The organism is Cryobacterium algoritolerans, from assembly GCF_004402785.1.
Taxonomy (GTDB): Bacteria; Actinomycetota; Actinomycetes; order Actinomycetales; family Microbacteriaceae; genus Cryobacterium; species Cryobacterium algoritolerans.
Genome location: NZ_SOFP01000083.1, coordinates 43,668 through 68,839, shown reverse-complemented (window position 1 = coordinate 68,839; position 25,172 = coordinate 43,668). Strand labels below are relative to the sequence as shown.

The following is a 25,172-nucleotide window of genomic DNA, read 5'->3' as shown; positions in this document are numbered from 1 at the left end:
AGTCGGGTTTTTTTGTCATTCGCTGCGCCGGTGTGGAGCAGCGAAGGTTGTCGGATGGAGAGAGATAGAAGTTAATTGTTAATCTTCTTAACCGTTGTGGAAACTGTGGATAACTCTGTGGATGACGCGGAATGACTGGGAACTACAAGGATGTAACTTGTTGGCAGCCTGTGAGCGTTAATCTCACTCCGGTGGTGGACCTCGCCGCGGACCGACTCGGTTTGCACAAGCGAAGCCCGAGTTTCTACAGGTTGAACCCTGTTATCCAAAGAGTTTCCACAGGGTTTTCCACAGGTGTGAAAACTGAGAGATTCTGCGACTTATTTATAGCGGTGGTTCTGTTTGATGCGATTTGTGAGCTCTGTGACCTGGTTGTAGATCGAGCGACGTTCCTTCATCAGCTCGCTGATCTTCTTGTTCGCGTACATCACAGTGGTGTGGTCGCGGTTGCCGAACAGTTGTCCGATCTTGGGCAGCGAGAGGTTGGTGAGCTCGCGGCAGAGGTACATGGCGATCTGGCGCGCCGTGGCGACGGCCTGGGACCGGGACGAACCGTAGAGGTCGTCGACGGTGAGTTTGAAGTAGTCCGCCGTGTTGGTGATGATGTCCACCGGGGCGATGACATTGTCTTCATCGAGCGTGATGAGGTCCTTGAGCACCGTCTGAACCAGGTCCATGTCGACCGGAGTACGGTTGAGACTGGCGAACGCGGTGACCCTGATCAGGGTGCCTTCAAGTTCGCGGATGTTGGAGGAGACCTTCGATGCCATGAACTCGAGGATGTCGTGCGGCACCTGCAGCTTCTCGCTCTGGGCCTTCTTGCGCAGGATGGCTATGCGGGTTTCGAGGTCGGGAGCCTGCACGTCGGTGATCAGGCCCCACTCGAAGCGTGACCGCATCCGGTCTTCGAACCCGGTGAGGTGCTTGGGCGGCAGGTCGCTCGTGATGACCACCTGTTTGTTGTGGTCGTGCAGAGTGTTGAAGGTGTGGAAGAACGCCTCCTGCGTCTCTGCCTTGCCCTGGAGGAATTGGATGTCGTCGATCATCAGGATGTCGATGTTGCGGTATCGGGACTGGAAGGCCGAGCCACGGTTGTTCGCGATCGAGTTGATGAAATCGTTGGTGAACTCCTCGCTACTGACGTAGCGAACGCGGATGCCGGGATAGAGGCTCATCGCATAGTGGCCGATGGCGTGCAGAAGGTGAGTCTTGCCCAATCCGGAGGACCCGTAGACGAAGAGCGGGTTGTACGCCTTCGCCGGCGCTTCCGCGACCGCCACCGCGGCAGCGTGTGCGAACCGATTGGACTGGCCGATCACGAAATTGTCGAAGCTGTACTTATTGTTCAACCGGGTGTCGTGCGGGCGCTCGGGTGAGGTGCTCTCGAAGACCGACTGCGGTGCCGCCGGGGTGTCCACGTCGGGGGTGGACATCTTCTCCTGCACCGGACGGATCGATTCCTTCTCCAGCTCCGGGTTGACCACGACGTAGAAGGTCGACACCGCGGTCGATTCGGAGAGTTGGCTCATGGCAGTCAGGAGCGGCACCCGCATCCGCTGGTTGAGCATGCTCGCGGTGAACTCGTTGGGCACCTCGAGATAGAAGGTTCCCGCGGCGATGCCCTTGGGCTCGACCAGGTTGAGGAAGCCGTAAAGCATCGGTGTGATGGTGTCGTCGGACTCCAGGCTGGTCAGGACTGCCCGCCAGGTGTCTGCGATAGGTTGTTCTTCGATGGCCATGGTTCCCCGTTATCTCTATTTGTTGCCTTCAAAACGACGGAGAGGGCGGTGCGAGCTCGTCCCTGAACGCGTCTTCCAGCCAAAGCATCCACAAGGTTATCCACCGCCTGTGTGCAAATTAGGCTGAATTCTCAGGGTTTGTTGAAAACCTGTGGATAACTTGTCCTCACGGTAGCCAATCCGCCGCGATGAGGCAAAATTCGTTGCCACTCCATGCGCGTGTCTTGCCCAGTACAGATGAATTCTTGTGCAGAATCGATCCTTTGGGGTCTTCGAGTTTGACCAGCGGAGGTCGAAGCCGTAGTTTTAATCAGTTGACCCCAGCCCGAGGGCTACCTCACTCTTTCCCGGCCGCTTGTTTTGGCCTGCGGAGATTTAACACGTGGAGACAAAACTATGAGCAAGAGAACGTTCCAGCCGAACAATCGCCGTCGCGCCAAGGTGCACGGCTTCCGCCTTCGCATGCGCACCCGCGCCGGCCGCGCGATTCTCGGTGCTCGCCGTCGTAAGGGTCGCATCGAACTTTCCGCTTAAGCACTCTCGTGCTCGCGGGGGCCAATCGCATCACCAGCGGTGACGACTACAAGATGGTCGTTCGTCGCGGTGTGCGGGTCGTTGGCCCACACCTGGTTGCCTATCTGCGCCGGAACCCCGATGGGGAGCCGGTGCGGTTCGGGTTCATTGTCGCCAAAAACGTCGGGAATGCCGTCAGGCGCAATCGGGTTCGTCGGCGTCTGAAAGCAGCCAGTTTTGATCTCCTGTCATCGGTGCGCCCGGGCACGGATGTTGTCATCCGCGCCCTGCCGTCGGCGAATGATGTCTCTTGGCCCGAGTTGTTTTCCGAAGTTGCGGGAGCGCTGGCGAGATACCAGCGTCAACCCGTGAGCCCTCGAGTCGATCCAGCACCGAACCCCGTGAATCGATGAACGTCGATGAATAGGGCGATCGCGACCGTCGTTCTTCTCCCCCGTAATGGAGGAGTGGTTCTGCTACGCGCGTACCGAGCCGTGATTTCACCGCTGTATGGCGATGTATGCCGGTACTATCCATCTTGTTCGGCCTACGCATTCGGGGCCGTTCAGGAACACGGTCTGGTGGTCGGATCGGCCCTGGCCGCCCGCAGGCTGGCTCGGTGTCATCCGTGGGCCGAAGGTGGGATCGATGACGTTCCCCTGAAGCGAAAGCGTCGCTACACGGTGACGTCGTTTGGATTTGTTGTCGCACCGAGCCACGGAAAGGGCTGACCCAAAGTATGGACCTCCTAGGTACGATTCTCTGGCCTCTGAAATGGGGAGTCGAGCTTTTGCTCGTCGCCTTCCACGGGGTCTTCACTAGCCTCGGAATGGGCACTAACGACGGCATCACCTGGGTGTTGTCCATCGTGGGCCTCGTCCTGGTCGTGCGCGCGGCCCTCATCCCCATCTTCGTCAAGCAGATCAAGAGCCAGCGCAAGATGTTGGAGGTCGCGCCTCAGCTCAAGAAGATCCAGGATAAGTACAAGGGCAAGAAAGACCAGTTCTCGCGTGAGGCCATGTCCCGCGAGACCATGGAGCTCTACAAGCGGACCGGCACGAATCCGCTCAGCTCGTGCCTGCCCCTGCTGCTGCAGATGCCGATCTTCTTCGCCCTGTTCTCCGTGCTCAACGACGCCCAGCACGCCAAGACCGGTGTGGGCCCGCTGAACGCCGACCTAGCCAAGAGCTTCGGCAAGGCCACCCTGTTCGGCGACGCCCCCCTCAATGACTCCTTCGCGTCGCAGTGGACCGCCATGACCGCCGGCAACCCCTTCAATATTTCGGTCATGATCATCGCCGCCACAATGGTCGTCCTGATGACGGCATCGCAGTTCATCACGCAGTTGCAGATCGTCTCCAAGAACATGTCGCCGGAGACCAAGGCGAGCCCGATGTTCAAGCAGCAGCGCATCATGCTCTACCTGCTTCCCCTGGTCTTCGCCTTCTCCGGTGTGGCGTTCCCGCTCGGGGTCATGTTCTACTGGCTGACATCCAACATCTGGACGATGATTCAGCAGTTCCTGGTGATCCGCAACATGCCGACGCCCGGAAGTGAGGCCGCCAAGGCTCGTGAGGAGCGGCTTGCCCGCAAGGGTAAGCTCATCGCCACTGACGGGGACGTTATCGTGGTCGAAGAACCCAAGAAGCCCCAGCGGCAGCAACCGATCGCCAAGAATCGTGCCAAGAAGCAAACCGGCCCCAAGAAGTAGAAAAGACAGAAGACCAACGTGACTGAGAACACTGACGTGATCGCCGCGGATGCCCCGGCCGACGACTCCCCCACGCTCGACCAGCTCGAGAAGGAAGGGGACATTGCCGCCGACTACATCGAGGAGTTCCTCGATATCTGCGATCTCGACGGTGACATCGACATCGACGCTCACAACGGGAGGGCCTACGTCTCCGTGCAGGCGACGGATGCCGACAACCTCAGGCTCCTGTCCAAGCCGGAGACAGTGAATGCGCTGCAGGAACTCACGCGGCTGGCCGTGCAGAACAAGACCGGCTCGTTTTCGCGATTGATCCTCGACATCGGTGGATCGCGGGATGCCCGGCAGGCCGAATTGGCTTCCCTGGTTGCCCGCGCGATCGAGCGCATCGAGGGCGGGGCCGCCGAGGCTTCGCTGCCGGCGATGTCCTCGTACGAACGCAAGCTGGTGCACGACCTTGTCTCGGAGCACGGTTACGTCTCCGAATCCAAGGGCGAGGGTCGCGACCGCCACACGGTCATCACCGCTTCCTAGCAACACTCGAAGAAGTGACTGAGATCCTTGAGGCCGAACCGGCCGTCGCCTCCGAACTGTTCGGGGAACGGATTGATGTTGCCCGCGCCTTCGCTCACAACCTCGCGGCCCAGGGAGAAGAACGAGGACTGATCGGGCCACTCGAGCTTCCGCGGCTCTGGAGTCGGCACATCCTCAACTGTGCGATCGTCGCTCCCCTGCTCCGGCCCGGCCTGGTCGGAGACGTCGGTTCAGGGGCCGGCCTGCCCGGTCTGGTGCTGGCCATCGCCCGGCCCGAGGTATCCTTTGTCTTGATCGAACCGATGGAACGTCGGGTGGCCTGGCTGTCCGAGCAGGTCGCAGCGCTCGGCCTCGGCAACACGATAGTGATGCGGGCGAGGGCCGAAGACGTGCGTCTTCCCCAGCGCCTGGACCAGGTCACCGCGCGGGCCGTGAGTGCATTTCGCACCCTGATCCCCCTCACCGCTCCCCTGCTCCGGCCGGGTGGTGAGCTGGTACTGATGAAGGGTGCGGGTGCCCAGGGCGAAATCGAGGCCGCGGCGAAGGCCATCCGCAAGTATCTCCTCGACAGTGTCGAGGTAATCACGCTCGGCAAGGGTGTGCTTCCGGATGTCACGAGGGTCATTAGGGCTACAGTGGATTAGTCCCCGATTTTCGGCCTGAGCGATAGGTGCGGTCAGAATCAGGGCCTCTGGATGGCTCATTAACCGTCGACTGCAAAGGTTTCACGTGAAACATCCTGGCGAAAACCAGCAAAGCACCAAGACCGCCCCAGGGTTCGACGACACCACTCCCCTGGCGCGCGAGATCTCCGAGCTGACTCGTCGTCGGCAGGTGATCGCGGCCGAGCAGCTGCCGAAACCCGAACAGACCCGGGTGATCACCATCTCGAACCAGAAGGGCGGGGTCGGCAAGACCACGACCGCAGTCAACCTCGCGGCGGCACTGTCCAGGCAGGGTGCCCGCGTGTTGGTGATTGACCTTGACCCCCAGGGCAATGCGTCAACGGCACTTGGCGTCGAACACCGTGCGGAAACCCCGAGCGTTTACGACGTCATCGTGAACGACATGGAACTGGCCGCTGTCGTACAGGAGAGTCCAGAGGTCGGTTCGCTGTATTGCGTGCCCGCGACCATCCACCTGGCCGGAGCAGAGATCGAACTTGTCTCCCTCGTCGCCAGGGAGCAACGGCTCAGCCGCGCCCTCGCGGTGCACCTGAAGTCGATGGAGGATCCCTATGATTACGTCTTCATTGATTGTCCGCCATCGTTGGGGCTGCTCACGATCAACGCCTTCGTCGCCGCGCGCGAGGTGCTCATCCCGATCCAGTGCGAGTACTACGCCCTCGAGGGTCTCAGCCAGCTCCTCAAGAACATTGAGTTGATTGAGAAACACCTCAATCCGGAACTGACGGTGTCCACGATCCTGCTCACGATGTACGACAGCCGCACCAACCTGGCCAACCAGGTGGCGCAGGATGTGCGGGACCATTTCCCGAACCAGGTGCTGGATACGCTGATTCCGCGCTCTGTGCGCGTGTCTGAGGCCCCGAGCTACGGCCAGAGCGTCATTAGCTACGACCTGAACTCTGCAGGATCGCTCTCCTACCTCGAAGCAGCAGCAGAAATCGCCCGACGGGGCGCCCCAGGACAGGAGAAGCGTAGTAATGGCTAAACGAACCGGACTTGGTCGGGGAATCGGTGCCCTGATCCCCATACAGGACGACCCGACGCTCGCCCGCCCGGTCGACGTTTTCTTCCCGTACTCCGAGGCGTTGCGTCCGGTCGAGATGGTGGAAGCCCAGGATCTCCTGCCCGTTCCGGGGGCGCGTCTGGCTCACCTCGATCCCGCGGATATCGTGCCGAACGCACACCAGCCCCGGAGTGTCTTCGACGAGAGCGACCTCGCCGAACTTGTTCACAGCATTCGCGAGGTCGGTGTTCTGCAGCCGATCGTGGTGCGGCCGATCCTGGAGCTGCCAGGGAAGTACGAACTGGTCATGGGTGAGCGCAGGTTGCGCGCCACGAAAGAGGTTGGCCTCGACACCATCCCGGCCATCGTGCGGGAGACCGCGGATGTCGACATGTTGCGCGACGCGCTGCTGGAGAACCTGCACCGCGCACAGCTCAATCCTCTGGAGGAGGCATCTGCGTACCAGCAACTGCTGGCCGATTTCGGCATCACCCAGGATGAACTTGCCCAGAAGATCGGGCGGTCCCGTCCTCAGATAACGAACACCATTCGTCTGCTGAAGCTTCCGGAGGCGGTCCAGCTTCGCGTTGCCGCCGGTGTTCTCACGGCCGGCCACGCCCGGGCCATCCTCTCGGTTGGTGACGCCGAGGGAATGCTGCGGCTTGCCGACAAGATTGTCAACGAGGACCTGTCCGTGCGCGCGGCTGAGGCAGCCGCCACCACCGAATCTCGCCCGACGAAGGCGAAGCCGGCTGCCGGCCGCCGGCAGGGGCACCTCGACGAGATTGCGGATCACCTCGGGGACCGGCTCGACACCCGGGTGAAGATCCGCTTAGGTGCAAGAAAAGGCCAGATCACGGTTGATTTTGCGACAATAGGTGACCTCAACCGAATTTTGGGCGTCATTGGCGAACCGGGTTTCGGCGCCAGCTGATCTTTTTTGATTCTTGGGGAGGTCTCGTGCCGGGCTTCCTGCTGGGCTCCTTTGCGTACCTGGGCTGTTCCCGCACTCTCTTGACAGCCTATGCGAGCGGCTTGCCCACTCCCCCATGCTCCGAAACTGGGTGCCAATGCGTGCTGCTTCGTGCGGCCTGCAGTGGCTTGTCTGCATAGTTTCACGTGAAACATGCTGACGCTGCGTGGAGGTGACGGAGGGCGGAGTCAACTGGGCTTTGCGACCTTCGGATTCTTGGAGTACCAGTCGCTACTCGTCGAGCGCTTCAACCGGTGTCGTGAAGCGTAGTGCTTTGCGTGGCCGTTGGTGGGATGTCGCAGCGGCCACAAGATCGACGGTGTGCGCAGCGACTGCGGGAAATTGTCCTCGATGATGTGATGGTGTCACGCACGGCCGTGGAGCCGTGTCCGGCTATCGGCGGCGCGCTGCTGGGTCGTGCGCCGCTCATGGAGTTCCCGTGCATTGCGTGTCCGATCTTCGGCGCCACGTACACGAGCTCCTGAGGGCTCATGCATGTATCGGCGCATGCGCTGGCTGCTGCGCTGCTTCCCTTTTACGGCGCCTGCCGCGGCTGCCAGCGTGTCACAGCGCTGTTGCGCCTCGATAGTCGATCTGTCTTGCGCCGCGGTTGGCCGCGTTCTGCGGCGGTTCGCGAGAGCTGGTCGTCGGTGGTCACCCCAGGTCCGGAGCACACCCTCAGAGCCCAATACCCCTAGCGCCTGGCGCTCCGTACTCCGCCCTACCGGGCGCCTCATCCGTCACAGCGCCAGCGGCGCCCTTACGGTCAGCCCGGACCCTTGGTCGTCGCTCGGGCCAGCGTGGCGTCGTGAACCCGGGTGGTGTCAGCCCTGGACGAGTGTCCACGGCACGACGGCCGGTGTTTTTGGTCGGCTTCCTCGTCCTGATTGGGTCCATCCAGGAGGAGGCTGTCTAAGTGGGTACTGTCTGGTCGGAGCGTCACCCGCCGCGTGTGGCGTGGGGAGACACGATTAGGTGTCACTGCTCCGGGCGAGCCGCATCATGTTTCACGTGAAACACGACCGTCGCTTGGCCTGCCCTGTTCGATGGGCTGCAGTGTTCAGGGCTCCTGTCCCAATAGCTCGGGTTCGGTCATGCGCGCAGGAAACCGGTCCCGGATACATTAGAGCGCAACCGCACTCACTCCCCCACCGCTACCCGGTTTTCCCCACGTGTTCCGGCAGGCGCTCCGTCAGGCGCCCGGGTGGGTACTGCGGTGGGTACTGCGGTGGGTACTGCGGTGGGTACTGCGGTGGGTACTGCGGTGGGTACTGCGGTGGGTACTGCGTCAGGTTCTGCGGTGGGTTCTGCGGTGGGTTCTGCGGCAGGCTCTCCCCCGGGCTTCGCGGCGGGTTCACCGGCACGGTGTCATCCCGTCCGTCGCCACGGTGTACCTGGGCGTGAGCCTGTTGCCAGTGCCGTTCCGGTGGCAGACTCAGCACGCTGAGCCGCACGCTGAGCCGCACGCTGAGCCGCACGCTGAGCCGCACGTTGAGCCGCACGCTGAGCCGCACGCCGGGTCGCACGCTGAGTCGCACGCCGGGTCGCACGCCGGGTCGCCTGCTGGGCCGCCCGCTAACCGGAAGTTCCCTTTCCTTCCCTGCCTTGCCTGTCCTGCCAGTGCGACCGGAAGTCGCCTGTCATCGCCAGGGCGCGGGCTGGGCGCGGGTGGTGACGGTTTGTCGAGCAGTGCCGGCGACCGTGTTCGCCGGCTGCACACGAGCACGGCGCTGGCCGAACGAGGCCTGGCCAACAGCGGCAGTGACCCGCCGTCGAGACCCCCAGCGGGACGCATTGTCGATACTCGTCCCAGATCCCGGGGTTCGATTTCCTTGGGAATCGATCTATACGCACTTGCTCACCACTGCTGCTCCGAGGGCCAGGTAAGCGCTCGATTCTTTTGAAGGCGGTCTCCGACCGCGGCTGGCAAGTTGACCAGTTCTAAGATCTCCGCAACAGGTCGAAGGGAGCACGTCGAGTGTCCGGCTGGGGGGTGTTCACGCCGGCGGTGGAATTCGTTTGCCGTGTAGGCGTGGGCTGTGAGTACACGGGTGTTGAGTGCGTACCGGCCTCGATACTCGTTGCCACCCTGCGTTCGTCCTGAGTGGAAACTCTGGAGAATGTTTCACGTGAAACGTTGACGCTAAGGGTTTACGGGAATGGGATCGCGGCGGTGAGACATCCCCGGTCCTGGTGGAGAACATGAGCTTCGACGTGCCCGTTCCCTGTCAGCGTCTGGACCGCGCAGCGTGTGAGTGCGTTTCCGGTGGCGTGAACGAGGCCGAAGTCACGATTGAGAGGGGAAGGATCCATCCCCCGACCGGACGGGTTGCTTCCGTGGATCCAGGCCCTGTCGCGAGCACAGGCCATCCGATGGCAGTTCGGGAATGACGGTGTGGGAATGATGGTCTGGGAATGATGGTGACATGTTGGACGCCGTGAGGGGAAGCTATCGGCGTTGCGGGATTCAGGGTCCACCGACTAACGCGCTACGGTGTGACGCACACGTCATGCCCCTCTGCGACGATCGAGACAATTCCCAAAATCGGGGCCCGGCAGTGTCGACAGCGTCGCAACCAGAGGGTCAGCTGACCTCCCCTGAAACCCTGGACGTGGTTGCCGGCGCGTTGCTGGAATCTAAATGAATCTGGGAAATATTCAACAGTGGGCAGATTTGGGCGTAAAACCCCGCAAAAAGCGGTCCGGTCAACTTCCCGTGGTGGACCTTAGGATCAATCCTGACGACACGAAATGCGGCTTTCCACGCGTTCGTTCGCACTCTTCCGGGCAGTAGATGAGGCATCATCGAAGTGCGCTCAGCACCGCCCGTCGATGATTGTCGATGTTTCACGTGAAACCACTCAATCCGGTCGTGCAGACTTCAGTCGTGTTCGAGTGCCGCCTGGGCAAGTGCTTCGTAGACGGCGCCGAGGGACTGGCCGGAGGCCTCGATCGATTGCGGTACGAGGCTGGTCTCCGTCAATCCCGGAAGCACGTTCGCCTCAAGGAACCATGGTGTGCCATGGTCGTCGACGATGAGATCGATCCGGGAGATGTGTCGGAGTCCGAGGAGGCTGTGCACGGCCACGGCAGTCTCGGCGACCCGCGCGGCGACCTCGGGAGAGATTCGGGCCGGGGTGTAGAAGAGTGTGTCGCCGGCGATATACCGTGCCTCGAAGCTGTAGACGCCGACGAGGGGAGAGATCTCCACGGCCGGCAGTGCGGTGGGTCCGTCACCGGTGTCGATGACGGTGACTGCAAGTTCGGTGCCGATGATCTTCTCTTCTACGACCGCGACGGATGCGTAGGTGTACGCGTCGACCATCGCGCGCGGCAGTTCCGCTGACGTCTCGACGATGGTGACACCCTGGGCCGAGCCGCCCTCGGCCGGCTTGACGACCAGTGGAGTGGGCAGCGAGGAGAGAACGTGCTCGAGCACACTCGCGGCACCTAGGTCACGGAAGGTCTCCTTCGAGAGCGCGATCCAGTCCGGAGTCGGGAATCCGGCCCGACGGACGAGTTCCTTCGCCGTCGGCTTGGACCACGCGAGTGCCGCCGGTCCTCCTCGCGAACCGACGTGAGGGATTCCGGTCGTCTCGAGCAGAGCGAGGAGAGCGCCGTCCTCACCGGTCGCCCCGTGCACCACCGGCCAGACCACGTCGGGGTGGCGACGCGTGAGGTCGGCGAGCAGCCCGGCCTGTGGGTCGAGTACGGTTACGGTGTGGCCTCGGCCCGTGAGTGCGTCCGCGACTCGGCGTCCCGAACGCAATGACACGTCGCGTTCGTGCGAGATCCCGCCGGCTAGCACGATGATGTCAAGTACCGCTAATTCACTCATGATCAGGGTTTTTCCTTGTTCTGGCCGATTGGTTCTGGGGCTAGGAGATGTCGGGCGGGGGCGAGCTGAACCGCGAGTTCTCCCGGTTCAGATTCAGGGAGCCCGTTCCGGCGAACGTGTCGAGAAGGTCGAGTTCGTCCCGAATCACGGCAGCAAGGCGACGTATGCCAATTCGGATATGTTCCGGTGTCGGATAGCAGAAGGATAGGCGCATATTCTGGCGACCGTCGCCGTCCGCGAAGAACGCCGTCCCGGGCGTGTACGCCACGAGTTCTTTGACGGCCCGCGGAAGCATGGCCTTGGAGTCGAGGGGGTCGGGGAGGGTGACCCAGACGTAGAAGCCTCCGTTGGGATTGGTCCAGGTCAGCTCGGGCAGGTACTCGTCCAGCGCGCTGAGCAGGGCGTTCTTCCGTTCGTGGTACACACCCCGGAAGGTGTTGATCTGACCCTTCCAATCAGCGCTGGAGAGGTACTCGGAGATCACCAGCTGGCTGAAGGAGCTCGGCGATAACACCGCGGCCTCGTTGGCGAGCACGAGCTTCTCGCGGATGGCGTGGGGCGCGATCGCCCAACCCACGCGGAAGCCCGGGGCGAGGGTCTTGGAGAACGTGCCGAGGTAGAGAACGCCGTCCTGTTCGAGCGAACGCATCGCATCCGGGGCCGGCTGGTCGAAGTAGAGCAGGCCATACGGATTGTCTTCGAGCACCAGGATGTCGTTCCGGCGGCAGATCTCCAGGATCTCGATCCGGCGGGCCCAGCTCAGAGTGACTCCGGCGGGATTGTGGAAGTTGGGGATCGTGTACAGGAACTTGATCGTCTTGCCGGCGGCCTTGACGGTGATGATGTGCTCCCGTAGTGCCTCCGGGATGAGACCGTGCTCGTCCATGGGTACGTGGTCAACCTCGGCCTGATAGGACTTGAAGATGACCATGGCCGTCACGTAGCTGGGGCCCTCGGAGAGCACGACGTCGCCCGGGTCGAGGAAGAGCTTGCTGACGAGTTCGAGGGCGTGCTGGGAGCCCGTGGTGACAACCACGTCATCGGCGTGGGCGCGGATGCCTTCGAGCGCCATCACCTCGAGGATCTGTTCCCGCAGCACGGGAACCCCTTGACCGGAGCCGTATTGCAGGGCTGTCGGGCCCTGTTCGCGCATGACCCGGCCCATTGCGTTGATCACAAGGTCTGGTGGCAGTGCCGCCACGAACGGCATGCCTCCGGCGAGGGAGACCACCTCGGGGCGGGAGGCCACGGCGAAGAGGGCCCTGACCTCGGAGGCGCGCAGGCCCGCGGCTCGCTCGGCGTAGTGGTGGTACCACGGGTCGAGATTGTTGCCGGTCTGGGGTGAACCCTGTCCTGTCACGTCACGTCCGTTCTGGTGTGGCTTCAATCGTAGGCGGTGTCGCGCAGGGGCTTGTCCTCGCGGCGAATTCCGGTGACCGTGCAGGGGTCAGGTCGGGTGGGGACCATCGGGGTACGAAAAAGACCCGCCCGGGTGGTGGTACCGGGCGGGTCCTCACGTGTATCGACCTGACGGCCGGTGACTGAACTAGGCCAGATAGGCGGCCAGGTCGGCCACGAGGGCGACCTTGGGCTTGGCTCCGATGACGGTCTTGACGACCTCACCCCCCTGGAACACCTTCATCGCGGGGATGGAGGTGATCTGGTACTTCGCGGCCAGGGCCGGAAAGTCGTCGACGTTGAGCTTGACGATGTCGATCTTGTCGGCGTTCTCGCTCGCGATCTGGTCGAGGATCGGACTGACGGCGCGACACGGGCCACACCACTCGGCCCAGAAGTCGACCAGAACGGTCTTTTCGTTGTTGATGACTTCCTGGTCGAAAGTCGCGTCGGTAACGGCGCGTGCAGACATGTTTTTACTCCTTAGTTGGTGACTGATACGAGTTCGGTCTCGCCGGCGTCAGCCAGCAGGTCCGCGGGAAGGGAAGCGAGGTAGTGCTCGGCGTCGAGCGCTGCGACGGTGCCGGATGCGGCGGCCGTCACGGCCTGGCGGTAGGTCGGGTCGATGACGTCGCCGGCGGCGAAGACGCCGGTCTGGCTGGTCTTGGACGAGCGGCCGGCGACGGCGATGGTGCCCTCGGGGGTCAGGTCGAGTTGTGCGTGCACGAGGTGGGTGCGCGGGTCGTTTCCGATGGCGACGAAGACTCCGCCGACCGGCAGGCTGGTCTCCGTGCCGGACATGATGTTGCGTAGGCGCAATCCGTCGACGGCCTCGGCCCCGGTGATGCCGACGACCGCGGAGTTCCAGACGAATTCGATCTTCGGGTTCGCGAACGCCCGCTCCTGCATGATCTTCGAGGCACGGAGCGTGTCCTTGCGGTGTACGACATAGACCTTGCTGGCGAACCTGGTCAGGAAGGTGGCTTCCTCCATGGCGGAGTCACCGCCGCCGATCACGGCAATGGTCTTCTCTTTGAAGAAGAACCCGTCGCAGGTGGCGCACCAGGACACGCCGCGACCGGACAGTCGCTCTTCGTCGGGGAGCCCGAGCTTGCGATACGCCGAACCGGTGGCGAAGATCACGGCCAGTGCCTCGTGGGTCTCGCCGGAGCCGAGCGTGACGGTCTTGGTTGCGCCGGTGAGCTCGAGCGCTGTGACGTCGTCGTAGACGACCTCGGTGCCGAAGCGTTCGGCCTGCTCCTGCATTTTGGCCATCAGCTCCGGTCCCTGGATCCCGTCGGGGAAGCCGGGGAAGTTCTCGACCTCGGTCGTGTTCATCAGTTCACCGCCGGCTTCAACGGAGCTGGCGATCAGCAGCGGATTCAGGTTGGCGCGTGCGGCGTAGATGGCGGCCGTGAAGCCGGCCGGTCCTGAGCCGATGATGATGATCTGGCGCACGCGGGGAACTCCTTCGAATTGGGGGGCAGGGCAGAGATTACTTGCCTGGCTGCCGGGTACAACACATCCTAATCGGATGCTATTCCGCGCCCCCGGTCCGCCCACAGCGAGCACACAGCCGGGCGCGAGGATGACCCGCTCCGGGATCGGTGGGGACGGCGTTCAGCGTCGGAGGCGGGCGAACACCGGGGCGAGGAAGCCACGGAGTTCGTCGCTGCGCATCAGCAGGAGCAGGCCGAGGTAGACGACCGACATGGATGCGCCGATCACCAGCATCGAGGCGATGGCCTGTGCTTTCCCCGAGAGGGCGAAGCCGCCCTCTTGCGTGCCGCCGAGAACGGAGAGCAGCACGAGGCCGAGCGCGACGGGCGGCAAGGTAGCCACGAAATATTTGACCAGGCTGCGGGCGATGCGCCTGCCGTCGATTCCGCCGAGCCGCCGGCGCAGCAGCCAGGCCGCGAGGACGGCCTGGGCGATCCCGGATACCGTGACCGTGAGGGCGATGCCGGCTGCGATCCACTCGGTCGGCAGGAGGGCGCAGGCGAGAACGCCGACGATGACGAGCACCACCTGGAACAGGGTGAAAAAGAACGGCGTGCGGGTGTCTCCGAGCGCGTAGAACGTGCGCTGGATGACGAAGAGAATGCAGAAGGCGACCAGGCCGATCACGTAGGCGACGATCACGTTTCCGATGCCCTGGACCTGGCCGAACTTGGAGACGAAGACCGCGGCGAACGGGTAGGCGCAGACGGCGATCACGGCGGAGGCAATCACGATGATGAGGGTCGTTCCGCGGATGGCGGACGACGCATCCGTGCGCACCAGGTCGAGCTTGCCGACCGCCGCGTGTTCGCTCATCCGGGTGAAGTAGGCCGTGGCCACCGAGACCGTGATCACCGAGTGGGGCAACATGAAGATCAGCCACGCGGTGTTCAGCACGGCAACGGACGCATCGGTGTCGCCGGCCAGGGTGACCACCCGTGTTTCGACGATGCCCGCGAGTGTGGTCAGCAGCAGCATCCCGAAGGTCCAGCTCGCCATCTTGCCGGCCGCGCCGAGTCCGACCCCGCGGAAGTGGAAGTCCGGTCGGAAGCGCAGCCCGATCCGGTGCCAGAAATAGAACAGCACGACTGCTTGCAGCACGACACCGAGGGTGGCGCTTCCCGCCAGCACCGCGATCATCGCCGGGGTGAACTCCCCTGCCAGGCGCACGCCGTCCGGGTCGGCGCCGTAGAGCAAGGAAAAGACGACCAGGCCCACGATCGCGACGACATTGTTGAGCACGGGCACCCAGGTGAAGGGGCCGAACGACTTGCGGGCGTTGAGCACCTCGCCGAGCACCGTGTACAGGCCATAGAAGAAGATCTGCGGCAGGCACCAGAACGCAAACGCGGTGGCCAGGGCCAGCGCCCCAGGCTTCATGTTCGGCGCGTAGAGCAGGGTCAGCACCGGGGCGAGCGCAGTCGCAACGACGGTCGTGACGCCAACGATGACGAGGGCGAGGGTGACGAGCTTGTTGATGTAGGCCGTGCCACCGTCGGCGTGCAGGCTGGCACGCACGATCTGGGGCACCAGTACCGCCGTGAGCACGCCGCCGGCGACGATCACGTAGACGGTGTTCGGCAACTGGTTGGAGACGGCGAACGCGTTCGTGCTCTGGCCGACCTGGCCGATCACACCGGCGAGCACGATCAGTTTGATGAAGCCAAGGATGCGGGACACGATCGTGCCCGAGGCCAGGAAGGCGCTTGCACGCCCGATGCTGCCGGTCTCAGGCATGCGGCTCCGTCTCGGCCGCGTTCGAGGAGGCTGGGAGAACTTCGACGGCGGCGGCCGGGTCGGTGGCAGTGCCGGGGTCTTCACGATCCCGGCGTCGGCGCAGGATGTTGCGCCACACCCCGAAGCCGAAGAACAGCACGACGGCGGCGGCGAAGATAATCGACCCCAGGCCCTCCCAGTCAGCCCGCACGTTGATCGGGATGAGGGCGGGCTGGTCGATCAGGGTGCCGGCTGGGGTGAACAGGGTCACCCGCAGGGTCACCGCGCCGTTCCCGACCGCCGAGGTCACGGGGATCAGCACGGTGCGGGCGGATTGCGCCTCGATCGTGGACTCGACGTCACTGCCGACCAGCAGGCGGCCGTTCGACGGGACAACCTGCACGCGCACGGTGACGGCCTGGCCCAGGGTGTTGTCCAGAGTGACGGGGATGTCCACCTTGCTGCCGAGGACGTTGATCGGCCCCTTGGTCGAGACCGAGACGGAACGGAGCAGGGCGGAGGAATCGACCAGGCTGGTGCCGACGGCGTCCCTCCAGCTGCCCGGCTGGGATGCCCAGGAATTCGACAGTAGCGAGAGCACGGTGAGGCGGTGTTCGGCGGTCACCCTCAGGGGGGCGGTCAGTGCCGAGGAGAACGCGACCACCTCGGTCTCGCGTGCGAGCAGTCGCCTGGCTAGTTCGGCGCGCTCTGCGGGTTCGGTGCGGCCCTCGAATTTGACGGCGGTGGTGGTGGCGGCACGCGCGGCGGTGAGCGTGGCCGGTGCGTGCCAGGAGAGGGCAGCGAGGGCATCGAGCGTTTGACCGAGTCGTGCGGCGCTCGGCGGCCAGCCGCGATCGAGGGTGGCGAGAAGGGTGCGGGTCGTGCCGGGCTTCTCAGCCGAGACCACGGCGAGTTGCGATCCAACCTCGGCCATGGCCTCACGCCAGGCGTCGTCGGACGTCGACAGGGCGGCCGTGCGGAGGGCCTGGGAGAGCGGGTCGTCTATGACGAGCCCGGTGCCGGCCCCGTCACCCAGGGCAACGGCGGTGTTCGGGGTGATGTCACTGTCGGACCGGCTCACATTCTTGCCGGAAAGGATCGTCGTGCTGAGGCCGACGGCCCCGAAGATCGGGAGGTCGGCGGCGGCAACGGAACCCTCGTGTGGCCAGCCGATGTCGGTCGCGGTGTAGTCCCAGGCGAGCAGCTGTTCGGTGGTCGGGGCGGCTCCGCCGACCGGCCCGGGCGGCTGGGTGGTGGTGGTGGTGGTGGTGGCGGACGGTGCCGGGGTGCTGGAGGGGGAAGGAGGCACGGTCGCTGTCGCCGGCGGGGTCGGCGTGACTGTCGCGGTAGGGGTGGTGAACAGGGTGGGGTCGATCGCCTGGTCGAATGAGGTTGGCATGATCAGACTCGCGGCCCCGGCCTGCGTCTGGAGGGCGAGGTCCGCATCCGCATAGCTGAGCGGGAATATCTCGTTTTTTGCCCGGCTCAGCTGGTCGAGCCAGGCGATCGCGCTGGGCGGCGCCGAACTGCCCAGGATGCGGATGGACACGATGATCCGCGGGTCGATGGCGATGGCCACCGGGCGGTCGACCACACCATCCAGCTGCCGGGTGAGCACCCCGGTCGGGCTCGTGAACGTTTCGAGCGCCTTCTCGGGGATCAGGCCGGTCGCCTGCTCCGGTGCCGTGATCGGCATGACCACGGCGACGTTCACTGGGGTCAGTTTCTCGTTGGAATACCAGACGAACGTGCCACGGCCCTGGGCCTTGACATCGCCGTTGTCGGTCAGGGTGACCGCGATGCCGCGGGCACCCCACGCGTTCCCGGTGGTGAGGCCCACGGAGTCGGCCGGCACGGAGACGGTGAGGATCTCGGTGCTATCGGGTTGCACGGGGGCCTTCATCGCCTCGCTCGTCATCAGGTCGCCCGGCTTCCCTGCCTTCTCGGGGCGGAGCCAGTTATTCAGGGCGGAACGGCTGGTCAAAGCGCGCTCGGCAAGGTAGAGATCGATCGTGCCGGGGGCGATCGGGTCCGCGGTCCCGTTCTTGATGGTGACCGTGACGATGAGGTCTTCTCCGGCGTGCAACGGCTTCAGTGACACCGGGGCAACGGCGATGCGCACCGAATCGGCGGGGACGGCACTGGTCGTGACGCGTGCCGGGCCGGTCGCACCCGCGGCGGGAACGGCGGAGGCGGCGAGAGGGGCCGTCGCGGCCAGAACGAGGGCGAGGACTGCGCCGAGCAGTGCCCCGACCGGCCGACGGCGACCAGAGCGCGGTTCGGGGAGCGCAGGCCGACGCGCAGGAATTGAATCGGCCACCATGTAGGGGATTCTACGGCGTGCGGGCTGGGATATCCGGCCCGGGGCGGGCGGTGACGCGCCCAGCAACTAACATGGGGGTCATGCAGAGCGTCGCGACAGCCCTCACGCGGCTGGGCGACCTGGCTGCTACTCCCCCGGTTTCGGCCCTGGCGCACGCGTTTGCCGTGGCCGGCCACGAGTTGGCCCTCGTCGGCGGACCGGTCCGGGATGCGTTCCTCGATCGTCCGATCAATGACCTCGATTTCACCACGGATGCCACCCCGGATCAGATCCTCGAGATTGTGAAGCCGCTCTCAGACGCCCAGTGGGACATCGGCCGTGCGTTCGGCACCATCGGAGCCAGGGTCGCCGGCGAAACCGTCGAGATCACCACCTACCGGGCCGACAGCTACGACGGGCAGACCCGCAAGCCCGAGGTCGTCTTCGGCCTGAGCCTCGAGGACGATCTTCTCCGTCGCGACTTCACGGTGAATGCCCTGGCCCTCCGCCTGCCCGAACTCACCCTCGTTGACCCGGCAAACGGAATCGACGACCTGCTCGCCGGAGTCCTGCGCACCCCGATCTCGCCCGAGGTGTCATTCGGCGACGACCCGTTGCGGATGATGCGGGCCGCCCGCTTCACGGCTCAGCTGGGCTTCCGCCTCGACCTCGACACCGCGGTGGCGATGGAGGCAATGGCCGACAGCATTCGAAACATCTCTGCCGAACGGGTCCGCGAGGAGCTGTCCAAACTGCTGCGTTCCGACAGTCCGCACGGCGGCCTGGAACTTCTGGTCGAGTCCGGCCTCTTCGACCGGGTACTACCCGAGATCCCGGCCCTGCGGCTCGAGGTCGACGAGCACCACCATCACAAGGACGTCTACCAGCACACGCTCACCGTGCTCGACCAGGCGATCGGCTATGAGAAGTCCCGCGGCGGGTTTGACGGACCCGACCTGATCGTGCGGTTGGCGGCGCTCCTGCACGACATCGGCAAGCCGGCGACCCGCAAGCTCGAACCGGGCGGCGTGGTCAGCTTCTACCACCACGACCTGGTCGGCTCGAAGCTGGCCAGGAAGCGGCTGCGCGCCCTGCGCTTCGACAACGACACCATCGCCGCCGTCTCCAAGCTGATCGAACTGCACCTGCGGTTCTTCGGCTACAGCGAAGGAGCCTGGACCGACTCGGCGGTGCGCCGCTACGTGCGGGATGCCGGCGACCAGCTAGAACGCCTGCACATCCTGACCCGCGCGGACGTGACGACCCGGAATCGGCGCAAGGCCGACCGCCTGGGCTTCGCCTACGACGACCTCGAACAGAGGATCCGCGAACTCGCCGAGCAGGAGGAGATGGCCGCGGTGCGCCCAGACCTCGACGGCGAACAGATCATGGCGGCTCTCGGCGTGCGCCCGGGTCGGGAGGTGGGCGAGGCCTACCGCTACCTGCTCGATCAGCGCCTCGATGACGGGCCGCTGGGCGCGGAAGAGGCAACGCGCCGGTTACGAGCCTGGTGGGCAGGGCGTGGCGAGTAGCCGCCGGAGAAGTCACCCCGGCATCCGTCGGCGCAACACGATAACCGGTTACGCACTGCTGGCGCCGAGCCTGTTCGGGGTTGTCTGCTTCATGCTGCTGCCTGTGCTCGTGGTGGTGTGGCTCAGCTTTCAGAGCTGGGACCTGATCGGCCCGATCAGCTTCGTCGGCATCGACAACTACCGGTCTGTGCTGTCGGACGGTGTGTTCGGCAATTCCCTGCTGGTGACCATCCTGTTCGTGGCCCTCGTTGTTCCGATTCAGACCATGATCGGGCTGGGCGCGGCCTCGCTGCTCACCCGGGACCTGCCCGGCTCCGCCTGGTTCCGCACCATCTACGTGCTGCCGTGGATCTGCGCCCCGCTCGCCCTCGGCGTGGTCTGGAAATGGATCCTCGCGCCCACGAACGGCGCCCTGAACGCCCTCGTCGGGGCCAGGATCGAATGGCTGAGCGACCCCGCACTGGCCCTGCCGACCGTGGCGGCCGTTGTGATCTGGACTAATGTCGGCTACGTCACCCTGTTTTTCATGGCGGGGCTGCTCAATATTCCCGAGCAGATTCTGGAGGCGGCGCGGATCGACGGCGCCGGCCCGGTGGCCATGTTCTGGCAGATCAAGATCCCGCTGCTGCGCCCCACCATGTTCTTCGTGCTCGTCACCACCGTGATCTCGGCCTTCCAGGTGTTCGACCAGGTCTACGCGCTGACCCAGGGCGGCCCTGCCCACACGACGGATGTCGTCGCCGCCCGGATCTACTATGAGGCGTTCAGCGCGTTCGACCTGGGCCGTGCCGCCGTGATGGCGGTCGTGCTGCTCGTCGTCCTGGTCGTCATCACCCTCGCGCAGCAGCTGTACTTTCGCCGGAGGGTCACCTATGAAATGGACTAGGACCGTGGGCGTCTACCTGGTGCTCGGCCTCGGGGCCTCGTTCACGCTGGCGCCATTCCTGCTGAGCATCCTCACCGCCTTCAAGACCCGGGAGCAGTTCGCCGGCCAGTCCGTGCTGGCCTGGCCGGACCCGTTCACCGTCGAGAACATCGTGCGGGTCCTGACCGGACCGGCCGAGTTCGGCCGTGCCGTGCTGGTCACCCTGCTCGCGGCCGTGCTCATCCTGATCGGTCAGCTGGTCTGCTCGATCCTCGCGGCGTACGCATTCGCCCGGGTGGACTTCCCGGGCCGCCAGGTGCTGTTCTGGGTCTACCTGTCGACGCTGATGATCCCGCCGGTGGTGCTGATCATCCCGCTCTACCTGATGATGACGCAGGCCGGGCTGCGCAACTCGTTCTGGAGCCTCGTGCTGCCGTTCGCGTTCGCGTCCCCCTACGCGGTCTTCCTCCTGCGGGAGTATTTCCGGGGCATCCCGCAGGAGCTGATCGACGCGGCCAGGCTCGACGGGGCGAACACACTGGACGTGCTGGTGGAGATCGTGGTGCCGCTGTCGAAGCCGATCATCGCGACCCTGACCCTGATCACGATCGTCAGCCATTGGAACAGCTTCATGTGGCCGCTCGTCGTCACCACCGGGCCGCAGTGGCGGGTGGTCACCGTGGCGACGGCGTCCCTGCAGAGCCAGTTCAACGGCAACTGGACCCTCGTGATGGCCGCAACCACACTGGCCCTGGTGCCCCTGCTGGCGCTCTTTCTGGTCTTCCAACGGCAGTTCGTGCGGTCCATCACCATCTCCGGTTTTAAGTAGGATTAGGGTTTCCCAGCGTCGTCCAGACTCCCCCGAAGGACACCAATGCCCAAGCGTTCCACAGTCATCGCCGCCAGCGCGCTTGCCGCGGTACTCGTCATCGCCGGGGCGGTGACGGCACTGACCGTCGGCGGCCAGGCCTCCGCCGCGAAGACGACGGTCACCGTGCGGCTCTGGGATGACCAGGTTGCCAAGGCCTACGAGGCATCTTTCGTCGCCTTCGAAAAGAAGAACCCGGACATCGACGTCACGGTGACCGTGATCCCCTGGGCCGACTACTGGACGAAACTGCGCACCGACGTGGCCGGCAAGAACGTCGATGACGTCTTCTGGGTGGACGGCGGCGACTACCCGGCGTATGCCGACGCCGGCGCGCTGCTCAACATCGACAGGGCGCTGGGCGCGGATGCCGCCGCCGGGTGGTCCCCGGCCGTCGTCAAGCAGTACACCCGCGACGGAGTGCTCTGGGGGGTTCCGCAGCTCGCCGACCCCGGCATCGCCGTGTACTACAACGCTGACCTGCTCGCGCAGGCCGGCCTGACTCCGGCCGACATCGCGGACCTGCACTGGGATCCGACCGGGGCTGCAGACACCCTTCTCCCGGCATTGAAGAAGCTGACGAAGGACACGAACGGGAAGAGGGCCGACAGCCCCGGCTTCGACGGTACCAGCCTGGCCCAGTACGGCTACAACGCGGGCTACGACCTGCAGGCCATGCTGCTGAACTACGTCGCCTCCGGTGGCGCGGCCTTCCAGGACGGCGAGGAGTACTCCTTCGCCTCGCCGAAGGGGACGGCGGCGTTCGCGTACCTCGTCGACCTGATCAACACCGCCCATGTGGCGCCGTCTGCGGCCGACACGAACACCAACGGCGACTTCAGTCGTGACCAGTTCCTGCAGGGTAAAATGGCGCTCTTCCAGAGCGGCGTCTACAATCTCGCCAACGTCAACGACGGTGCCTCGTTCGCCTGGGGCGTCACCCGGCTCCCGGCCGGTCCGGCCGGAGCGGTCAGCGGCGTTGACGGCATCGTGGCCGCCGGCAGCACCTCCTCCGCCCATCCCGCAGAGACGAAGCGCGTGCTCGAGTGGCTCGGGAGCTCCCGGGGATCCAGCTACATCGGTGCCAACGGGTCCGCGTCCCCGGCCGTCACGGCCGCCCAGGCGGACTACACGGCCTACTGGGCCGCCAAAAAGGTCGACATACGCCCGTTCTACGACGTGCTCAAGAATGGCTCCGCGCCAGCCATCATGGGCGGCGGCTGGCCGGCCGCCGACAACGCGATGCGACCACTGCTGCAGGAGGTCTTCCTCGGCCGCACCCCCGTCGCCGAGGGTGTGAAGGCCGCGCAGGACGCCGCCAACGCGGCCGTCGCGAAGTAACGGCCGTCGCGAAGTAACGGCCGTCGCGAGGTAACGGCCGTCGCGAGGTAACGGCCGTCGCGAAACCGCCGCCGTCGCGAAACCGATGCCGTGCCGCCGCAGTCGCGAAACCGTTGTCGTCGCGCAGCAGCAGCAGCCGTCGCGCAGCAGCAGCAGCCGTCGCGCAGCAGCCGCGGTCCCGATGCCGGGGTGGCCTGCTTCTCCTCCACGGGGAGGCACTGTCGTGGATTTTTGCCCCGTCGTCGGTGTGACCGGCGCCGGTGTGGGTCGCGACGGCAGGATCGTCGTTGCCAGTCGCGGAGGGCGCCTGGCCGGAGCGGTGGCGAACGGCCGTCGCATCCGGTAGTCTTGGCAGGTTGTCTGCGTGCCGGAATCCCGGCCTCCGCGTTCGACACATGCACAACCCTCCTGTTGCAGAGATTCTGCAGCCGTTTAGTCCGAAGGAGGTGGGTTAGTCATGCATCAGTACGAGTTGATGGTTATCCTCGATCCCGAGATCGATGAGCGCACCGTAGCTCCCAGCCTTGACAAGTTCCTCAACGTTGTTCGCAACGATGGCGGAACGATTGACAAGGTTGACGTTTGGGGTCGCCGCCGTCTCGCATACGAGATCAACAAGAAGACCGAGGGCATCTATGCCGTCGTCGACTTCACCGCGAACGCTTCTGCGACGGCCGAGCTCGACCGCCAGTTGAAGCTGTCCGAGGCAGTCATGCGCACCAAGGTCCTCCGCGCAGAAGAAGGCATCGCCCAGGTTGCCGTCGCGAGCAAGCTTGCCGCCGAGAAGGCCGCCCGCAAGGCAGCCAACCCGAAGGTCATCGCAGCCAAGGCTGAGGCCGCCGCTGCCGCTCCGGCCGCCAAGGTTGCCGCATCCGTGAAGCCTGCGTCGGCAGCAGCCGCCGCGGCCGTCAAGGCTGCTCCCGCCAAGGTCGACGCTCCTGCCGCGACGGAAGCCGACGCTCCCGCCGCTGCCGTGCCCGCCGACAAGGTAAGCGACAAGTAGCCCATGGCCGGCGAGACCGTAATCACCGTAGTGGGCAACCTCACCAGCGACCCGGAGCTGCGTTACACGCAGAACGGACTGGCGGTTGCCAACTTCACCATCGCATCCACTCCGCGCAATTTCGATCGCGCATCAAGCGAGTGGAAGGATGGTGAGTCGTTGTTTCTGCGTGCGAGCGTCTGGCGTGAATTCGCCGAGCACGTTGCAGGGTCACTGACCAAGGGTTCCCGAGTCATCGCTACCGGGCGTCTCAAGCAGCGTTCGTATGAGACGAAAGAAGGCGAGAAGCGCACGAGCATGGAGCTCGAGATCGACGAAATTGGTCCTTCGCTGCGCTACGCCACCGCTTCGCTCACCCGCGCGCAGTCATCGTCCTCTCCTCGTGGCGGCGGCGCACCTGCCGTCTCCGGGAACGACGAGCCCTGGGCGGCCACCGCCCCCGCCACGAACACCGGCGGAGACGTGTGGAACACTCCGGGCAACTTCAGCGACGAGACACCCTTCTAAGCCAGGCCCCCGGGTAGCTGGCTGAAAAACACTTCTTAAGAAAGTAAGGAAATCATGGCTGGAAAGTCGAGCGGCGACCGCCGCAAGCCGCTCCGTGGAGCTAAGGGCGGCAAGAATGCCGCTCCCGCGAAGTCGATCCGGGTTGGTGTCATCGATTACAAGGATGTCCCCACCCTCCGCAAGTTCATCTCCGAGCGTGGAAAGATCCGCGCCCGTCGTATCACCGGTGTCTCCGTCCAGGAGCAGCGCCTGATCGCCCGTGCCGTCAAGAACGCCCGTGAAATGGCGTTGTTGCCCTACGCCGGCTCAGGCAGGTAGGGAACTCACATGTCAAAAATCATTCTGACGCACGAGGTCTCCGGCCTCGGTGCACCCGGTGACATCGTCGAGGTCAAGAACGGGTACGCCCGCAACTACCTCTACCCGCAGGGGTTCGCCGTGTCCTGGACCCGCGGTGGCGAGAAGCAGATCGAACAGATCAAAGCAGCTCGCGTCGCCCGCGAGCACGCCACCCTCGAGGAGGCCCAGGCTCTCAAGGCCGCACTCGAGAACGCCAAGGTCAAGCTGGTCGTCAAGGCCGGCGAAGGCGGGCGCCTCTTCGGTTCCGTCAAGCAGACCGACGTTGCCGAGGCAGTCGCGGCTGCCGGACTCGGTGCCATCGACAAGCGCAAGATCGAGCTCAGCCCGATCAAAATGACCGGTGAGCACAAGGCAACGGTTCGTCTTCGTGACGAGCTCAGCGCCACCATCACACTGCTGGTGGTAGCCGCAAAGTAAGCATTGCCGCACTTTGTAGCGGTGGGTTCCGAAAGGTGCCCACCGCTACTCCTTTTTTAAGCCCGGCGTATCCCCCTGTTCCGGGGGCATTTCAGATGCTGAATGCGAGCTTTTGTACACAGGCACCCGCTCACAATCCCAAGGTTCAAGGCGTAGTTGAGACAAGTTTTTACACACAGCTGTGAGTAGATTAAAAGCCTGATCAAAAGCATTTTATTGCCGAAAGCTCTTAAGTTGTCCACAGCTGAATCCACAGCTTGTGCACACGACACACGGCGTTTCGCGCAGATTTCCCACAGCCTTATCCACAGGGTCGTTTGGTCGCTGTGAAGACGCGTCCGTATCGTGGGCACGCGCCCGATT

The 25,172-nt window shown here is 64.4% G+C and carries 23 protein-coding genes and 1 pseudogene; 16 read left to right on the top strand and 8 right to left on the bottom strand.

The window, feature by feature from the left end; translation table 11 throughout:
• Nucleotides 1-320: 320 nt before the first annotated feature.
• Nucleotides 321-1,739, bottom strand: a complete 1,419-nt coding sequence (gene dnaA / locus E3O19_RS17110) for a chromosomal replication initiator protein DnaA (protein ID WP_134569483.1) — start codon at nucleotides 1,737-1,739, stop codon at nucleotides 321-323.
• Nucleotides 1,740-2,135: 396 nt separating this feature from the next.
• On the opposite strand from dnaA, the gene rpmH reads away from it, so the two are divergent.
• The 8 genes from rpmH (at nucleotide 2,136) to E3O19_RS17070 (ending at nucleotide 7,123) form a co-directional block, all read left to right on the top strand.
• Nucleotides 2,136-2,273 (top strand): 50S ribosomal protein L34, encoded by a 138-nt coding sequence (gene rpmH / locus E3O19_RS17105; protein WP_134507576.1) that lies wholly within the window; start codon nucleotides 2,136-2,138, stop codon nucleotides 2,271-2,273.
• Nucleotides 2,274-2,281: 8 nt separating this feature from the next.
• Nucleotides 2,282-2,665 (top strand): ribonuclease P protein component, encoded by a 384-nt coding sequence (gene rnpA / locus E3O19_RS17100; protein ID WP_134569482.1) that lies wholly within the window; start codon nucleotides 2,282-2,284, stop codon nucleotides 2,663-2,665.
• A 6-nt stretch (nucleotides 2,666-2,671) separates the two neighbouring features.
• Nucleotides 2,672-2,983 carry a membrane protein insertion efficiency factor YidD gene (yidD, locus tag E3O19_RS17095; RefSeq protein ID WP_134569481.1) on the top strand — a complete coding sequence of 104 codons (312 nt, stop codon included), beginning with the start codon at nucleotides 2,672-2,674 and terminating at the stop codon, nucleotides 2,981-2,983.
• Nucleotides 2,984-2,991: 8 nt separating this feature from the next.
• Nucleotides 2,992-3,963, top strand: coding sequence for a membrane protein insertase YidC (gene yidC / locus E3O19_RS17090; RefSeq protein WP_134569480.1), 972 nt, complete (start codon nucleotides 2,992-2,994; stop codon nucleotides 3,961-3,963).
• An 18-nt stretch (nucleotides 3,964-3,981) separates the two neighbouring features.
• Nucleotides 3,982-4,497, top strand: coding sequence for a Jag family protein (locus tag E3O19_RS17085; RefSeq protein WP_134569479.1), 516 nt, complete (start codon nucleotides 3,982-3,984; stop codon nucleotides 4,495-4,497).
• Between the two features lie 14 nt (nucleotides 4,498-4,511).
• Nucleotides 4,512-5,141 carry a 16S rRNA (guanine(527)-N(7))-methyltransferase RsmG gene (gene rsmG, locus E3O19_RS17080; RefSeq protein WP_134569478.1) on the top strand — a complete coding sequence of 210 codons (630 nt, stop codon included), beginning with the start codon at nucleotides 4,512-4,514 and terminating at the stop codon, nucleotides 5,139-5,141.
• An 85-nt stretch (nucleotides 5,142-5,226) separates the two neighbouring features.
• Nucleotides 5,227-6,171, top strand: a complete 945-nt coding sequence (locus E3O19_RS17075; RefSeq protein WP_134569477.1) for a ParA family protein — start codon at nucleotides 5,227-5,229, stop codon at nucleotides 6,169-6,171.
• Entirely contained in the window at nucleotides 6,164-7,123 is a 960-nt protein-coding gene (locus E3O19_RS17070) for a ParB/RepB/Spo0J family partition protein (RefSeq protein ID WP_134569476.1), read from the top strand. Before E3O19_RS17075 ends, E3O19_RS17070 begins: the two co-directional genes overlap by 8 nt.
• Before the next feature lie 1,193 nt (nucleotides 7,124-8,316).
• Here the strand turns inward: E3O19_RS17070 and E3O19_RS17905 are convergent.
• The 7 genes from E3O19_RS17905 to E3O19_RS17030 form a co-directional block, all read right to left on the bottom strand.
• On the bottom strand, nucleotides 8,317-8,712 hold the full coding sequence (locus tag E3O19_RS17905; protein ID WP_166804609.1) for a hypothetical protein: 396 nt from the start codon (nucleotides 8,710-8,712) through the stop codon (nucleotides 8,317-8,319).
• A gap of 1,331 nt (nucleotides 8,713-10,043) precedes the next feature.
• Nucleotides 10,044-11,000: a D-alanine--D-alanine ligase family protein gene (locus E3O19_RS17055; RefSeq protein ID WP_134569474.1), complete on the bottom strand. Its 957-nt coding sequence runs from the start codon at nucleotides 10,998-11,000 to the stop codon at nucleotides 10,044-10,046.
• 40 nt (nucleotides 11,001-11,040) lie between these two features.
• Nucleotides 11,041-12,360 (bottom strand): aminotransferase-like domain-containing protein, encoded by a 1,320-nt coding sequence (locus tag E3O19_RS17050; protein WP_134569473.1) that lies wholly within the window; start codon nucleotides 12,358-12,360, stop codon nucleotides 11,041-11,043.
• A 186-nt stretch (nucleotides 12,361-12,546) separates the two neighbouring features.
• Nucleotides 12,547-12,870 (bottom strand): thioredoxin, encoded by a 324-nt coding sequence (trxA, locus tag E3O19_RS17045; RefSeq protein WP_134569472.1) that lies wholly within the window; start codon nucleotides 12,868-12,870, stop codon nucleotides 12,547-12,549.
• Between the two features lie 11 nt (nucleotides 12,871-12,881).
• Nucleotides 12,882-13,856, bottom strand: a complete 975-nt coding sequence (gene trxB / locus E3O19_RS17040) for a thioredoxin-disulfide reductase (RefSeq protein WP_134569471.1) — start codon at nucleotides 13,854-13,856, stop codon at nucleotides 12,882-12,884.
• Nucleotides 13,857-14,018: 162 nt separating this feature from the next.
• Nucleotides 14,019-15,635 (bottom strand): murein biosynthesis integral membrane protein MurJ, encoded by a 1,617-nt coding sequence (murJ, locus tag E3O19_RS17035; protein ID WP_134569470.1) that lies wholly within the window; start codon nucleotides 15,633-15,635, stop codon nucleotides 14,019-14,021.
• Entirely contained in the window at nucleotides 15,628-17,937 is a 2,310-nt protein-coding gene (locus E3O19_RS17030; RefSeq protein ID WP_134569469.1) for a DUF6049 family protein, read from the bottom strand. Before E3O19_RS17030 ends, murJ begins: the two co-directional genes overlap by 8 nt.
• 80 nt (nucleotides 17,938-18,017) lie before the next feature.
• On the opposite strand from E3O19_RS17030, the gene E3O19_RS17025 reads away from it, so the two are divergent.
• From E3O19_RS17025 to rplI, 8 genes and pseudogenes are all read left to right on the top strand, one after another.
• Nucleotides 18,018-19,448 carry a CCA tRNA nucleotidyltransferase gene (locus tag E3O19_RS17025; protein ID WP_134569468.1) on the top strand — a complete coding sequence of 477 codons (1,431 nt, stop codon included), beginning with the start codon at nucleotides 18,018-18,020 and terminating at the stop codon, nucleotides 19,446-19,448.
• The gene (locus E3O19_RS17020) at nucleotides 19,438-20,334 is read left to right on the top strand and encodes a carbohydrate ABC transporter permease (protein ID WP_241981461.1); all 897 of its coding nucleotides are present in this window, start codon (nucleotides 19,438-19,440) and stop codon (nucleotides 20,332-20,334) included. Before E3O19_RS17025 ends, E3O19_RS17020 begins: the two co-directional genes overlap by 11 nt.
• Nucleotides 20,321-21,142 (top strand): carbohydrate ABC transporter permease, encoded by an 822-nt coding sequence (locus tag E3O19_RS17015; RefSeq protein WP_134569466.1) that lies wholly within the window; start codon nucleotides 20,321-20,323, stop codon nucleotides 21,140-21,142. Before E3O19_RS17020 ends, E3O19_RS17015 begins: the two co-directional genes overlap by 14 nt.
• 45 nt (nucleotides 21,143-21,187) lie before the next feature.
• Nucleotides 21,188-22,522, top strand: coding sequence for an ABC transporter substrate-binding protein (locus tag E3O19_RS17010; RefSeq protein WP_134569465.1), 1,335 nt, complete (start codon nucleotides 21,188-21,190; stop codon nucleotides 22,520-22,522).
• A gap of 457 nt (nucleotides 22,523-22,979) precedes the next feature.
• Nucleotides 22,980-23,348: pseudogene (gene rpsF / locus E3O19_RS18725) on the top strand (30S ribosomal protein S6); the annotation flags it as partial.
• Nucleotides 23,349-23,528: 180 nt separating this feature from the next.
• Complete coding sequence (locus E3O19_RS17000; protein ID WP_134569463.1) at nucleotides 23,529-24,032, top strand: single-stranded DNA-binding protein; 504 nt, start codon at nucleotides 23,529-23,531, stop codon at nucleotides 24,030-24,032.
• Between the two features lie 54 nt (nucleotides 24,033-24,086).
• Nucleotides 24,087-24,350, top strand: coding sequence for a 30S ribosomal protein S18 (rpsR, locus tag E3O19_RS16995; protein WP_035835236.1), 264 nt, complete (start codon nucleotides 24,087-24,089; stop codon nucleotides 24,348-24,350).
• A 9-nt stretch (nucleotides 24,351-24,359) separates the two neighbouring features.
• Complete coding sequence (gene rplI, locus E3O19_RS16990; RefSeq protein WP_134569462.1) at nucleotides 24,360-24,809, top strand: 50S ribosomal protein L9; 450 nt, start codon at nucleotides 24,360-24,362, stop codon at nucleotides 24,807-24,809.
• The last annotated feature ends 363 nt before the right edge of the window (nucleotides 24,810-25,172 follow it).

Coding starts and splice junctions, on each gene's coding strand:
- yidC (WP_134569480.1), top strand. CDS start 2,992: ATGGACCTCCTAGGTACGATTCTCTGGCCTCTGAAATGGGGAGTCGAG.
- E3O19_RS17070 (WP_134569476.1), top strand. CDS start 6,164: ATGGCTAAACGAACCGGACTTGGTCGGGGAATCGGTGCCCTGATCCCC.
- murJ (WP_134569470.1), bottom strand. CDS start 15,635: ATGCCTGAGACCGGCAGCATCGGGCGTGCAAGCGCCTTCCTGGCCTCG.
- rpmH (WP_134507576.1), top strand. CDS start 2,136: ATGAGCAAGAGAACGTTCCAGCCGAACAATCGCCGTCGCGCCAAGGTG.
- E3O19_RS17030 (WP_134569469.1), bottom strand. CDS start 17,937: ATGGTGGCCGATTCAATTCCTGCGCGTCGGCCTGCGCTCCCCGAACCG.
- E3O19_RS17015 (WP_134569466.1), top strand. CDS start 20,321: ATGAAATGGACTAGGACCGTGGGCGTCTACCTGGTGCTCGGCCTCGGG.
- rpsR (WP_035835236.1), top strand. CDS start 24,087: ATGGCTGGAAAGTCGAGCGGCGACCGCCGCAAGCCGCTCCGTGGAGCT.
- dnaA (WP_134569483.1), bottom strand. CDS start 1,739: ATGGCCATCGAAGAACAACCTATCGCAGACACCTGGCGGGCAGTCCTG.
- E3O19_RS17000 (WP_134569463.1), top strand. CDS start 23,529: ATGGCCGGCGAGACCGTAATCACCGTAGTGGGCAACCTCACCAGCGAC.
- yidD (WP_134569481.1), top strand. CDS start 2,672: ATGAATAGGGCGATCGCGACCGTCGTTCTTCTCCCCCGTAATGGAGGA.
- trxA (WP_134569472.1), bottom strand. CDS start 12,870: ATGTCTGCACGCGCCGTTACCGACGCGACTTTCGACCAGGAAGTCATC.
- rplI (WP_134569462.1), top strand. CDS start 24,360: ATGTCAAAAATCATTCTGACGCACGAGGTCTCCGGCCTCGGTGCACCC.
- E3O19_RS17010 (WP_134569465.1), top strand. CDS start 21,188: ATGCCCAAGCGTTCCACAGTCATCGCCGCCAGCGCGCTTGCCGCGGTA.
- E3O19_RS17055 (WP_134569474.1), bottom strand. CDS start 11,000: ATGAGTGAATTAGCGGTACTTGACATCATCGTGCTAGCCGGCGGGATC.
- E3O19_RS17025 (WP_134569468.1), top strand. CDS start 18,018: ATGCAGAGCGTCGCGACAGCCCTCACGCGGCTGGGCGACCTGGCTGCT.